12 protein-coding genes and 1 pseudogene are annotated in these 13727 nt (G+C 43.4%); 5 read left to right on the top strand and 8 right to left on the bottom strand.

Annotation, left to right across the window (positions count from 1 at the left end):
• The 3 genes from AB5542_RS19440 to rbr all read right to left on the bottom strand — a co-directional run.
• The coding region (locus tag AB5542_RS19440; protein WP_368243357.1) for a UpxY family transcription antiterminator at positions 1-492 on the bottom strand (492 nt) is incomplete at its 3' end.
• 462 nt (positions 493-954) lie between these two features.
• Positions 955-1176, bottom strand: coding sequence for a hypothetical protein (locus AB5542_RS19435; protein WP_279037914.1), 222 nt, complete (start codon positions 1174-1176; stop codon positions 955-957).
• Positions 1177-1415: 239 nt separating this feature from the next.
• Positions 1416-1994, bottom strand: a complete 579-nt coding sequence (gene rbr, locus AB5542_RS19430; RefSeq protein ID WP_087422450.1) for a rubrerythrin — start codon at positions 1992-1994, stop codon at positions 1416-1418.
• Between the two features lie 515 nt (positions 1995-2509).
• On the opposite strand from rbr, the gene AB5542_RS19425 reads away from it, so the two are divergent.
• The 5 genes from AB5542_RS19425 (at position 2510) to AB5542_RS19405 (ending at position 7738) form a co-directional block, all read left to right on the top strand.
• A complete protein-coding gene (locus tag AB5542_RS19425) occupies positions 2510-3202 on the top strand; it encodes a 4Fe-4S dicluster domain-containing protein (protein ID WP_118304265.1) in 693 nt (230 codons plus the stop codon).
• 54 nt (positions 3203-3256) lie between these two features.
• Positions 3257-4333, top strand: a complete 1077-nt coding sequence (locus AB5542_RS19420) for a CoB--CoM heterodisulfide reductase iron-sulfur subunit B family protein (protein WP_279037910.1) — start codon at positions 3257-3259, stop codon at positions 4331-4333.
• Positions 4334-4410: 77 nt separating this feature from the next.
• Positions 4411-5442 (top strand): FAD-dependent oxidoreductase, encoded by a 1032-nt coding sequence (locus tag AB5542_RS19415; protein WP_168044216.1) that lies wholly within the window; start codon positions 4411-4413, stop codon positions 5440-5442.
• Positions 5443-5549: 107 nt separating this feature from the next.
• On the top strand, positions 5550-5891 hold the full coding sequence (locus AB5542_RS19410) for a 4Fe-4S dicluster domain-containing protein (protein ID WP_027200982.1): 342 nt from the start codon (positions 5550-5552) through the stop codon (positions 5889-5891).
• Between the two features lie 56 nt (positions 5892-5947).
• Positions 5948-7738 (top strand): (Fe-S)-binding protein, encoded by a 1791-nt coding sequence (locus AB5542_RS19405; protein WP_279037906.1) that lies wholly within the window; start codon positions 5948-5950, stop codon positions 7736-7738.
• A 65-nt stretch (positions 7739-7803) separates the two neighbouring features.
• Here the strand turns inward: AB5542_RS19405 and AB5542_RS19400 are convergent, their stop codons facing one another.
• From AB5542_RS19400 to AB5542_RS19380, 5 genes and pseudogenes are all read right to left on the bottom strand, one after another.
• On the bottom strand, positions 7804-8904 hold the full coding sequence (locus tag AB5542_RS19400; protein ID WP_087422453.1) for a PdxA family protein: 1101 nt from the start codon (positions 8902-8904) through the stop codon (positions 7804-7806).
• A 300-nt stretch (positions 8905-9204) separates the two neighbouring features.
• Entirely contained in the window at positions 9205-10347 is a 1143-nt protein-coding gene (locus AB5542_RS19395; RefSeq protein WP_158572084.1) for a TlpA disulfide reductase family protein, read from the bottom strand.
• Positions 10347-11705: a thioredoxin family protein gene (locus tag AB5542_RS19390; RefSeq protein WP_279037902.1), complete on the bottom strand. Its 1359-nt coding sequence runs from the start codon at positions 11703-11705 to the stop codon at positions 10347-10349. Before AB5542_RS19390 ends, AB5542_RS19395 begins: the two co-directional genes overlap by 1 nt.
• A gap of 17 nt (positions 11706-11722) precedes the next feature.
• Positions 11723-13285 carry a RagB/SusD family nutrient uptake outer membrane protein gene (locus AB5542_RS19385; protein ID WP_087422456.1) on the bottom strand — a complete coding sequence of 521 codons (1563 nt, stop codon included), beginning with the start codon at positions 13283-13285 and terminating at the stop codon, positions 11723-11725.
• Positions 13286-13297: 12 nt separating this feature from the next.
• A pseudogene (locus AB5542_RS19380) lies at positions 13298-13727 on the bottom strand (hypothetical protein); the annotation flags it as partial.

Below are 13727 nucleotides of genomic sequence, written 5' to 3'. Positions count from 1 at the left end.
GATGTAAGACGTGGCGATTGACACCACTCCCTCCAAACGAATCACCACCCGCTTGTGTCCCCTCAGGCGCACCAGTTCTCCCATCAGTCCCTGCAAGGGTCCTTTGATAACCCGAACCCGATCACCTCGCTTGAGGTCTTTATTCAATATCTCGATACCATCAGGAGAGAAATCCAGCAGGAACATGAAATCTTCCATTTGCTTGTCGGGAACGATCAAGGACCGACGTCCTTCTAAATCTCTCAAGTAAACGATATTCAGTGAATACTCGTTTATCAAGGAGAAACTCGTCACCTTGTCCGTACGGATAAAAATCATACCGTGAATCAAAAGTACTCGAATGGTCTTCCGCCCAAGCGGCGTATCCTGCGCCTGTTCCTCCAGCGGGAGAAAATTCTCGATTCCCAATTCGTCCAATTTCTTCTTGATCAGTAATTCTTGATTCACCCGCGTGTAAGCGACATACCAGTGTATTTTTTTCTCCTCGATCATGTAATTGTTTTATTCTATCAGCAGACCGGACACGCTTCACGCACTAACCCTGTTACCGGTCCTGATTTATTGCCATGTGTTCCACACACCCCACTTAAACAGTGATATTTATTATAGATGCACGAAAGCTGTTTCACTAAACAATATTTTATATCAAAAAACCATCGTTTAATAACACAGTCAAAAAAGGCACTGATGAATAATCGACAAAAAACTAAATATCTAATTGAGAGTACCAAAAAACTAATCAAAAAAGTTTGCGGAAAATAAAAATGATGTATATTTGCAACGCATTAAATGATCGTTTATTTAAACAACAATATTCTAAAAATCAATATTTTTCATTTCTCTATTTTCCCTGCCATAACCTTTTTTAATATAATATTTTTAACACACATTAAAACGGATGAGTATCTTTATATTGATCACCCATCCGCAGACATTCTTAACAGAACAATAAGCTCACATTAACCGGAAATACCCCGAACCCGAAAAGCATATACTATCCACAGAACCAAAGAAATAAAAGAGATGAACTGGATTCTGTTCCTGTAAAGCAAGCTCTACCGCAGCATACCCATCTCCCCAACATACAGGCAATCGGTCAAACGAAACGTCTCGTCGTTCGTCCTTATATTTCTTACGAAAACGATCCAGATGTAGAACGAGAATACAAACGTCCATTTTCTTTTGATAATCTTCCTGTAGTCACGAAATATAGTCCGATTTGTCCCACAACACCATTATGAGATTGAGCTGGTATTTTGTTTTTAAGCAACAACGCAGAAGCTATATATATAAACGGCATAATACTTATCCCTTGTCTTAATTATCTATGACAGTAATTATTGTAATTTGAATTATATAAAAAACCTGAAAACGACAAAATTCATTTTCAGGTTCCTGTACTCACGCTACTCATCTCAATAATTCTCTACCAGTAATTCAAAGAATCCTTGCGGATGGAGACAAGCCGGACAAACTTTAGGAGCCGTGGGGCCCTCGTGGACATACCCGCATTTGCGACAATACCATTTTACCGTTTTCGGGCGTTCAAAAAGGATACCATCCTGCAAGTTCGACAAGAGTTTCCGATACCTTGTTTCATGATTTCTTTCCGCCTCGATAATCATACGGTACATCACGGAAATGTCCTTAAATCCCTCCTCTTCGGCCACTTTAGCAAATTCCGGATACAAGTGATGCCACTCGTCATACTCACCCTCCGCGGCCTCAACCAGATTACTGGCCGTGTCCAAAATAACCCCGGCAGGATACGCAGCAGTGATCTCCAACATTCCGCCTTCTAAACGGCTGAAGAAACGTTTCGCGTGCATCTCTTCTTGCAAAGCGGTCTCGTAAAATATGCCCGCTATCTGTTCGTACCCCTCTTTTTTCGCTACTTCAGAGAAAAAAGTATACCGATTTTTTGCCTGTGATTCTCCGGCAAATGATTTTAAAAGATTGGCCTCTGTTAAAGTACCCTTTACACTTTTGTTCATGGTTTTTCCTTTTTCTTACGGGGAAAAGATGTTTTAAGTTACAGGCTATTTAGAACCAAACCTGTAACCGGTCAACCTGCAACTTGTAACTACTACTTATCAAGCAAACTTAGAACCTGTTTAAATTTCGCGTTGACTAATATAAAAAAATATTGAATGTCAGTTGTTCAAGAGACATACGCTGTTACTCTATTGTTTGGCTAGGTCTTCTCCGTGCTTTCTCCGTGCTTTCTCCGTGTCACTTGCGAGTGATCGCTGGAAAAAATACATTTGAACGCCGCACGAATCAAAACTGAGTCTTATTGGAACACCGAAGGAACATTGATGGAACATCAGCATAACCTAGAGGTAATCAAGCAACGACAAGATTTTGTTCAACAAATTTAAACAGGCTCCAAATGGTAGTATAAATACCCCACATTTTAAGCATTTCTCTCCTTTAGTTGCAAAATATTAAGATATACTTTTGTATACAAAAGAATTATGACGAGTAATTTTTCCATATAGAGTTAGTTATGTCAGAGATTTTAAAGAAGTTACAAAAAGATATTCATTTCATCGAAGGGCTGAATAGCTGTATGAATTGCGGGGTATGCACGGCAATTTGTCCGGCAGCTGAATTCTATAACTATGACCCGCGGGTGATCGTGGAAACCGTACAACGGGGGAATGAAGAAGAGATCGAAGAGTTGTTGAAAAGCGACACGATCTGGTATTGCGGGGAATGTATGTCTTGTAAAACTCGTTGTCCGCGCTGCAACACGCCGGGCCTCGTGATCATGGCATTAAGAAAAGCATCCCAGGAATTGGGATATTTTGTCTATTCGGAAAAAGGACGTCAGCAATACGCGCTAAAACACGTGATCGGAGAATCCATCCTCAAAAGAGGATATTGCGTTACTCCCGACCTGGTGAAACCGGAAATGCACCCGGAGCAAGGTCCCGTGTGGGAATGGATATACGAGCATCTGGACGACGTGTACGAACGTATGCACTCGAACTACCGTCAACCGGGAGCCGGGGCATTACGGGAAGTGGATTCGGAAAGTATGGATGAATTGCGGAAAATTTTCGATGTCACCGGAGGAACTGAATTCTTGGAAAAAATTGACAGTTGCTCCCAACACGTGGCCGACGAAGAGAAAGTTGATCTGGAAGAGGCTTATTTCCTGAAAACATACATGGAAAACAGCGGAAAACACCAGTAGAAAGATAAAAGTTTAAAACGAATTCAAGCAATTAACAGGAACTAAAATAGCGAGATGAATTTAGAGGGTAAACAACAGATATGGAAAGATTATCAGAAAGAGATAGCCGATGATCACTATTTTTATGCGAGAAGTTGTATTCGCCAGACTTTCTTCCCGGGTTCGGAATGGGCTTACCTGGATATTATGAAGAATAAACTGGCGAAAGATGTTATTGATGATCCACGACACACGACTTGCACCGGGATCGGTTATCATTCGGACATCGTTCCGGCAGAAACAATCATGACGGTAGTCGCCCGTCATTTTGCCCTCATGACCGAGGCCGGGTACGAAAACATGACCCCCTCTTGTATCACATCTTTCGGTATTTATACCGAGATATTGGAGACATGGCACCACCACCCGGAAGTGGAAGAAAAAATCAGAGAATTCCTTTGGAAAGCCACCAAACGGGAATTTAAAAAACCTAGAAATCTTGCTCACACATCAGACATAATCTATAAGTTCAGAAACGAGATCGCTGCCCAGGCAAAATACAAGCTGGTGGACGTTCACACGGGAAGACCTCTCCGGGGGGTGGATCACATCGGGTGTCATTACTCGAAAATGTTCCCCACGAAAGGAATTGGGGGAGCCGAATTTCCGGCCGTGTTATCCGGTATGATTTATGCCTGGGGCGGCGATGTAATCGATTACCCGGAAAGAAGACATTGTTGCGGTTTCGGTTTTCGCCAGTATCTCGTGATGGCCAACCGGGGATATTCCGTGGCCAACTCGAAAAAGAAATTTGAATCCATGCAACCTTACGAACCCGACTTTATCGTGGCAAACTGTCCGGGGTGCGCTATGTTCATGGATAAATGGCAATACACGATCAGCGAGATGGAAGGAACCACCTACGGACAGGACGGCTACGGTATTCCCGTGCTGACTTACGAGGAACTCACGGCTCTCGTTCTGGGGTATGACCCGTGGGAAATCGGGTTGCAGATGCACCAGGTTTCAGTGGAACCCCTGCTGGATAAAATGGGCATCCCGTATGATCCGGAAGCAAAATTCAAAAACATCCGGGGAGAAGACATCGGGACCCCGAAATGCCCCACGTACCTGAGAGTGTCAAAATTATAATGTTAAACCACAAAATTGGAAAAAGAACCATGAAGTCATTCATTTTCAACTTTCAATTTTCAATTTTCAATTAATATATGGCAAAAGTCATCATCATCGGAGGAGGTCCGGCAGGTTGCGAAGCCGCACATCAACTGGCAAGTCAAGGAATCGACGTGGAATTAGTCGAGAAAAACAACGAAACCGGCGGTAACTTGAACAATTGGTACCAATTGTTTCCAGACCGGAAATCCGCCAAGGATCTGAACGACATATTAAAACAAAACCTGAATCACCCGAAAATTCAGTTACACTTGGGCATGGAACCCCGGAAAATCGAGAAGAACAAAGAGGGTAGATTTCTTGTACCTCTCAGCGACGGCAGCCTGCTTGAAGGCGATTCCTTGCTAGTCTCCACGGGATTCAAAATTTTCGATGCCCGCCGGAAGGAAGAATATGGTTACGGGATATATGAAAACGTGATCACCTCCGTGGAACTGGAGAATATGTTCTACAACCACTCGATCAGAATGGCAAACGGGAATACCCCCAAACGCATCGGGATCATCCATTGCGTGGGTTCCCGCGACGAGAAGGTGTGCAACTACCATTGCTCCAAACTCTGTTGTATCACCGGGGTAAAGCAAGCCATTGAACTTCGGGAACTATTACCCGACACGGAAATCTTCTGTTTCTACATGGATATGCGTATGTTCGGACCAGGTTACGAGGAAATGTACCGGGATGCACAGGAAAAATACAATATCAAATTCGTACGAGGCAGATTGTCCGAGGCCGCAGAAAACATGAACAAGCAATTACAGATCAAGGTGGAAGACACGCTTGTCGGAAAACCCTTGCGCATGACGCTTGATATGATGATCCTGTTGGTCGGTATGGAATCCTCGGAAGGCAGTCGCCAGATGGCAGACACGCTAGGCTTGAACTTGGCTCCCAATGGTTTCATCAAATCCCAAGACCCGCACTATCGTAACAACAACACGAATGTCGAAGGTGTTTTCGTGGCCGGATGCGGAAGTGCCCCGATGAACCTGACCGACACGCTAGCCGATGCCCGTTCGGCAGCCATGAACATTATAGAATACGTGAAACTTAAAAAGATTTTGTGATTGTCGATTCCAGGATTCAGTGATTAAAAAGAGCGTTGGATAGAGGGGAAAAATCAATGAATCGGAAATCACTAAATCAAGAAATTAATAGGATTTAAAATTAAGAGATGATCAATTTTTGGGGTTATAGCATATCGGAAACACGGAGTATCAATTATGATACGAACGACAAATCCATGACGGAACATATCGCTCGTGTGGTTCCCAGCAGCAAATTATGTATTGGCTGTGGCGGATGTACGGCAGGATGCACGGCAGGAAATCTCACGGACTTTAACATCCGGAAGATACAGATGCTCATGAAACGAGGCGAAAATAAAGAGGCGAAAGAGCAATTACAGAAATGTATGTTGTGCGGAAAATGCATGCTGGTCTGCCCAAGAGGCGTGGAAACCCGAAAGATGATTTTAGAAATGCTCAACTATATAAAAACAAAATTGAAAAGCTGAAATGCCCGGACCCGTTCCCCTCATTTTCAATTTTCAATCTTCAATTTTCAATTATTATGCAGCAATACGAATACACGAACAAAATATATTACGATCACTTTGTCCTGCCGTTCACGATCGGGCTGGTCGTGCTACTAGGATACTTGTGCGTGAAATACTACAAGTGGATCAAAAGCTTTCCGAAAGAAGAACGTAAAAAAATCCGCAAAGGCTTGTTCAGTCTTAAAACCATTCGTTCCGGTTGGGAAATCTTCCGGGAAAGCTTGTTGCATCATAATATATTCAAGACGAACCCGATGCTGGGATACATGCACATGACTTTTGCTTTCGGATGGTTCTTGTTGATCGTTGTCGGGAAAATCGAATCCATGGTTTACCATACCAGTGCTTTCAACCCACCTTATTTCGCTATCTTCTTTCGTTATTTCCATCCGGCAAAAGAGACATTCCCGTACAGCGAGTTTTTCGCGTTCTTGATGGACTTGATTCTGACATTCCTATTAATCGGCATCTTACTGGCTGTCACCAAACGTTTCTGTTCCCGTATTTTCGGCATGAAGAAGACCACGAAACAACGGGCTTACGATTTGCTTATACTAACCGTACTCTGGCTTATTTTCCCGGTACGTTTTCTGGCAGAAAGTTTCACTAGCGGTCTGAACGGAGGCGGTAGTTTCCTCACGCATAACGCGGGGGACTTTTTCAGCGAATTTCTACCCTTGGAAAGTTTATCTTATCCTGCCTGGTGGCTCTACTCCTCCTTGCTTGGACTATTCTTCCTGCTATTACCATTTTCCCGGTACATGCATATCCCGACTGAAATGGTCTATATCTTCTTGAAAAACTGGGGAGTAAAACAAGGCAAAGAATATAACGGATTCAGTGAAATACAGGTCAATTCCTGCTCCCGTTGCGGAATATGTATCAATACCTGTCAATTGAACACGTCCTGTAATATAAATGACACGCAACCCGTCTATTTTCTCCGTCGCCTGCGTAATCGGGAGGAATACGCCCAACAAGCAGAAGACTGCCTGATGTGCGGACGTTGCGAAAATTCATGTCCCGTGGGTATCAACCTGAATGCCATCCGCCAAAGTAAAAGACCGGATATATTAAGAGTTACGAAAGACACGTATGCTTATGTTCCTCAACCGGAAGTGAAACCCGCTAAAGTCGCTTATTTTGCCGGATGTATGAGTCATCTTACCCCGGGCATTATAAAATCCATGCAACAGATTTTCGAGAAAGCAAAAGCAGACTACACGTTCATTGATGAAAAAGCCGGAGTATGTTGTGGGCGACCGTTAGCTCTTTCCGGGAACTGGAAAGCGGCACAAGTGGTCATGGATAAAAACCTGCAAATGATTGATGCCTCACAGGCTGATATATTGGTTACCTCCTGCCCGATTTGTTACAAAACTTTCAAGGAGGATTACCTGTTGAATATAAAAGTCATGCACCACACGGAATATATCGATATGCTGATTCAGGAGGGGCAATTAAAGGTCAACGCCCTGGATCTGAAAACCGTGTTCCATAACCCGTGTGAACTGGGAAGAGGTTGCGGTGTCGTTGACGCCCCCGAAAGCGTATTGAAACAAGTAAGCCGGAAAATCCCGACAGCCTATGACGAGAAAAAATCACTCTGTTGCGGGGGTAGCTTGGCAAATACGGCCATTGATTCCACGCAAAAAACGAAAATTAGTAGTGATACAGTGAAAGCATACGCAGCATACCAGCCGGACGTTATTGTCACGGCCTGTCCGCTATGTAAAAAAACATTGGGTAAAACCTCACCGGAAATCCCGGTAAAAGATATTGCAGAACTGGTTGCAGAAGCCTAAAATAAAAACGGGATTCACATAAAAATAGTGAATCCCGTTTTTTATTTCTCGACTAAAGAAAAAACTTAATCTTCAAGTTCCGCTTTTACTCCTTCAATCTGTTCCACGTTCAAATCGCTCTCATTACTATTTGTGGCAATATCATAATGTGGAAGCGGGTTTTTCTGTAACTCGATATTTTGTTCCCGATGCACGCAAACATCCATCGCCAAATAAAGAGCATTACGAAGTCCTTGTTCATCACCCAGATTCTGACCTACAATATCATAATGAGGATCGGTTAAAGACATTGAACAGATCACGGGCAACCCGGCAATATAACAAGCGGCACTTTCTTCGTCCACGGACTTAAATGCCACAACCCCCTGATCGTAATACATGGCGAGAACAGCATCAAATTTCTCGTACATTCTCTCCGAGAAGAAACGCTCGGCAGAGAATGGGCCAATGGCCATAATTCCCTCTTCCCGGGCTCGCTCAATCGCCGGAATAATAACATTCACCTCTTCATCTCCATTCTGACCGCAATTTACCTGTGGGTTTAGCCCCAGAACAGCAATCTTTGGTTTCAAAATAGTAAAATCCTGACGCAAAGTATCATCTAGCAAGGTTAATTTCTTGAAGATATTCTTTTGTGTAACCTGATGCGGCACATCCCGTAATTTAACCTGTTCGGTCACGAAACCCATCTTTATCTTTTCGCTCACCAAGATGGACATAATATCCGCGGTATTATAACGCTTACCCAAATATTCCACCAAAGACCCGGCCTCTTCCGTGAAGAATGCATTCGGTCCCTGGGGAGCCAGCGTCAACACATCAATCTCGTCCCGATCCAAGTGGTCCAAGGCATATTTCAAGGCTATCATGGTAGCCTGATCCGATTCGGGAGTCTCTTTTCCAAGATCAACCTTCACGTTATCATCCACGCAATTGATGATATTGGATCGTTTCCCGTTAGCCTCACCCGGCTCACGAATCGTGTTTAAACTGAAGTTTTCAATATTTAATACCTTCCGGTAGTAGGCGGCCACTTTAGGCGACCCGTATAGAATAGGAACACACAACTCACAAATCCGATTCTCTGCCAACAATTTTATGATCAACTCATAAGATATTCCGTTTACATCCCCGTGCGTGATTCCTACATTTAATCTGTTTTCCATAGTTTATTTCATTTCATACCATGGACAAAGATAGTAAGATTTTGTGTAAAAAATAATAGAATGACGTGCAATAACATCTACAAATGACGACATCAACGTTCCGGCCAGAAAAAGAGGAAGGAGGTTGACTTAAAAGTTCTGTATTTGTTTACTAACTACCCCCCTCCAACTCCCCCTTACACAGGGGGAGAGCTGATTACCAATCGATTTCCCCTCCCGTGTAAGGAGAGGCTAGGGGAGGTAGTCATTTCAAACAGGATTTTTGAGTCTACCTCACCCCTCGACTTTCCTACTTATCGTTTATTCCCCGAATACTTCCTTCAACTTCGCATCTATCGGTTCAGATTCCCCCACTGCACGTACAACAATTTTCCCATCACCATCAATCAACACTTTAGTCGGGAATGCCGTGATGGCATAGTCCTTCACCACGTCACATTTATCCTTTCCCTCGTTATTCAGGATCTGAGTCCATGTCATACCATCTTCCTCGATAGCTTGCAACCATATTTCACGAGCTTTGGAACCGTTTTCCGTGGCAATATTAATGACTACCAAACCTTTATCCCGATATTTTGCCTCAATTTCTTTCAAGTGAGGATGTGAATCCCGACAAGGACTACACCAGGAACCCCAGAAATCCAGTAGCACATATTTCCCCCTGTAATCCGACAAGCGTATGGTATTTCCATCCTTATCCACTTTTTCGAAATCCGGGGCAATAGCACCTACTTCTGTACGCAAGGCAATGTCAATGGCTCCTTGCATCTCCTTACCCAAAGGCATTTCCCGCAAGGCTTGATCGAAAGCTGCAAAAGTAGCCGCGTAATCCTTTAAAGTGAAATCATTACGCATTCCATTTAAAAGATACATGGCCGCGTAACTGGACGGATTCCCTTTGATAAAACGGATTTTTTCTTCTTTCTCTTTTTCAGCTAAAGTCATCCGTTGTTCGCCTAAAGCAACCTTCTCCTCCTCTGTTACCCCTTCAGCATACGATTTACGCAACAACTCAAACATCTCGTGTTCCAAAGGCAATGTTTTGGCATACAACTTCATCAAGTCATTGTTCCACGCTCCACCTTTCCATTGCAATTCGGGCCAACGGGCATTATCCATGTTAATTTCCAATTTCGTTCCCGGCTCCATGAACAACGTGACACTCGGTCCGGGTACAACTCCCATACCCGACGGGATAATATTATGCGGGTCTCGCGATACGAGAGAGGCAACAATCGGTTCCTGCAATTTCTTCCGGTAACTCAATTTTCCATTTTCCACCCGGATCGTGTCCAATATAAAATTACCGTTCGTTTGATAGGCACAAATCAAAACCTCCTTCGGATAAGAACTGATTGTTCCCGTAATCACAAACTCGTCTTTCTGAATGGAATTGCACCCTGCCAACAGGGCTACAATTCCAAGTAAAAATACCACTTTCATCATTTATTATTTTTAATTTTATCCAACTTCCCGTGAATACGTGCAGCAATGGCATCATTCCCTGCCGGCATTTTATCCAGCGCCTTTTCTATTTGCCAAAGAGCCTCTTTCTGGTATCCCATTTTGTACAACACCTCGGCCAACGTCTCATAGCAAGTGAAATTACCGAACAGCGTAATAGCCTCCAATGCCCACGTCATAGCCTTATTCAGCAATTTTTGATCATCCGAGAGACGGGCAACATTAGCCGCAAGATCACGGAAATTAAATGCCAATGAAGCTGACTCATTGATACCGGCAAACTGAATCGTAAAAGCCAATTGCTCCGGGGTCTGAGATGCAAGTCCTGATGCATCCTTGATTAATCCCTGCAAGAATTGCATGTATTTTTCCTGATCCCGTTTCAAACAATCTTTTTCCTCTTCAAAAAGAATATCCGCATGTTTCTCTGCCAATTCCTCGAATCTCGTCTTGTCATCAATAGCGGCATAGTATCCGGAACGACTTTTCACTTCCTCGTTCGCCACATTCACTCCCAACTTCCCATTCAGGAAAGCCATCACCTTCAGGTAGCTGTTAAAACGCTCTTCATTCTTCTCTTTCACGGCACGACGATAGGAATACGAACCCATGCTATAACCCAGAATCTCGGCCATCTTTTGATCTTGCATACCCGTCACCTCACGAATACGATCCCAATTCTTCATGATAAAATCAGCGCATGCCCCTCCGGCATTTAGCTTATTCTCATAATCGAATAACTCTTTCAAGAATGTACTATCCATCAAATTTTTCTCTTTCTCGATACTCACGTATTGATCAAAAATATCCGCATTATCCAATTTCGCCCGGTTACGCTTGGCAATGTATCCTTTCACGAAAGATGCGTTATTCTTTTTCTTAGCGTAGAGCGCTTCCCACTCTTCAATTGTCCGCTTGTCAGAGAACTCAGCCAAAGCGATCTTTCCCTCTTCAATAAACTTTTCTGCAGGCATATACGCTCCGGAACGGTAAAATAATTTCCCGTTTCCATCCACGTACAAATAAGTAGGGAATGACATAATCTGGTATGTTTTTGCCACTTCCACACCATCCCCTTTCTCGCAATCCAGTTTATAACAAATGAAATTAGCATTATAAAAATCCCCGACTTCCTTCAACGGGAATATCTCGCTCACCATCTTTTTACAGGGACCGCACCAGCTTGTATAATTATCCACGAACACCAATTTGTTTTCCTTCTTGGCAATCTCCAGGATTTCTTTCCAGCTACCTTCACGAAACTGAATACCCTGTGCCAGCAACGACATGGTGAATCCACACAGTATTACAACACTCAGAACTAATTTTTTCATCATATACCTTACTTTTTATTTTAATAATCATTCTGTACTAACTTATCATTCAGTAGCAACTCCTCGGCAGGAATCAAACATACCGTCCGACGGGATGTTTTAGGATCTATCTCATTATATTGCGCTCCCGTGTAGTTACTATAAGACACGGACACTTCCTCCCGTTTCATCGTCACGCCATTACGTACATAATCATAGTACGTCAGAGCCTCAAAAGCCAGTTCCCGACGACGTTCCGTGAATATTTCTTCAAACAGGTTATCTCCGCTTAATCCCGATAATTCTTCCAAACCTGCCCGGTCACGAATCTCATTCAAATCCCGTAAGGCCTTTGTATCCTCTCCCAGTTTAGCGTAAGCCTCTGCCCTGTTCAAGACCACCTCTCCGGCACGGATAAACACGGAAGGACAAATGAAAGAATAGTAATCAGCAAAAATATTATCCGCACCTCCATTGTATTTCGTTGTACTGAAACGTCCCGCATGTCGTACGGAAGGTTCCGTAAAATACTGCCACCGCAAGTCGTTCTCCTTATCCATGATTTTCTCGTAATCATGCGAAATCTCACAACAATACACACTAGTACTAGCCTCAGACTCGTAACCGCTCCAAGAATAATAATTATGAACCGCATTACCCACTCCACTAGGGAAATTACCCGTGAAGAAAGCGAATAAAATTTCCTTGTTCGTTTTCGGATTATCATACAAGTCTTTCAATTCCTCCCCTCGCAAAACCTCTACCACGTCATTTACCAAACTAAACGTTGAATCTGCATAAGCTACCGCCAAACGATTATATTCTTCATCGGGACTCTCCGGTAATCCGCCCATATACAAATACACGCGCGACAACATACCAAATGATGCCACTTTATTAGCAAACGTACGATCCGAACGTTCATCCGGCAAACAAGATGCCGCCAATCTGAAATCAGCAACGGCCTGTTCGAAACACTCCCGTACGGTATTACGAGGTAACATTTCCGCGGTAGCCTCTACATCCAACGGAATACCCAGATTCACATCCGGATTATCCCAGAAAGGACGTCCGAATACATTCGTGGCATTGAAAATCATCAACCCGCGTAAGAAAGCATTTTCCCCTTTCAAACGAATCAAATCACGTTTCTCATCCGGGTTCACCGTTTCCCCGTATAACTTATCAATAGCAATTATATTACGAGATGCTCCCAGTATCAATTGCTGACTTTTCGCCCACAACGCCCAAGCGTATGACTGGGACTTCTGATCACTATTCAAGAAGAAATGGGCATCCGGAGCCCGCAAATAATCAGGAGAAGTCATAAAACCACTCTGGGCCGGGAAAGCCTCCGCGAAGATGACATTATTTCCCCGAAATTCACCCAACACATGATAACTACCGTGATAATGGTGTGCCTCTGAATACCCTCCGGCCTGCATCAAAAATTGTCCGTACAACCCCGAAGTGGCATTCACTATATTATTGAAACTACCCAGATAACTATCCGCCTCTGCCATATTATGCGGACGCATTTCATCAAGCCGTCCGTTACAAGCAAACAAGAATAGAGCTCCGATAAGTAAATATCTCTTTTTCATAACTTTCTACCGTTAAAATGTAACATTCAAACCAAATATAAAACGTCTTGGTGCTGCCCAACCGCCCACATTCTCCGGATCCATACCAGCAAAGTATTTAGAAGCAAACGTATAGACATTGTCACAACTAAAGCTCAAGGCCGCAGACTGTACACAGATTTTTTTCATCCATTGTTGCGGGAAATTATACGTCAGCCGGATGTTCGATATTCTCAGATGACTGGCATCCGTGTAACAGAAAGAAGTCTCGCTATTCAGCTCTTGCACGAAAGCCGGATCGGCATTTACCATCGGAATATCAGCTTTATCTCCCGTTTTTTCCCATATTTTCAATCCGGAAGGCACTTTATGGAGATTTGACGAAGTCCATGACGTTCCTGACGTATATTCAGCCAGCACACTATTATACACTTTGTAATCCAAACTATACGTGGTATGCAAG

This window comes from Butyricimonas sp. RTP31003st1_G1_RTP31003_210430 (genome assembly GCF_040920905.1).
Classification (GTDB): domain Bacteria; phylum Bacteroidota; class Bacteroidia; order Bacteroidales; family Marinifilaceae; genus Butyricimonas; species Butyricimonas paravirosa.
Note: the sequence above shows the minus strand (reverse complement) of the source record. Positions and strands in the feature narration are given on the sequence as shown.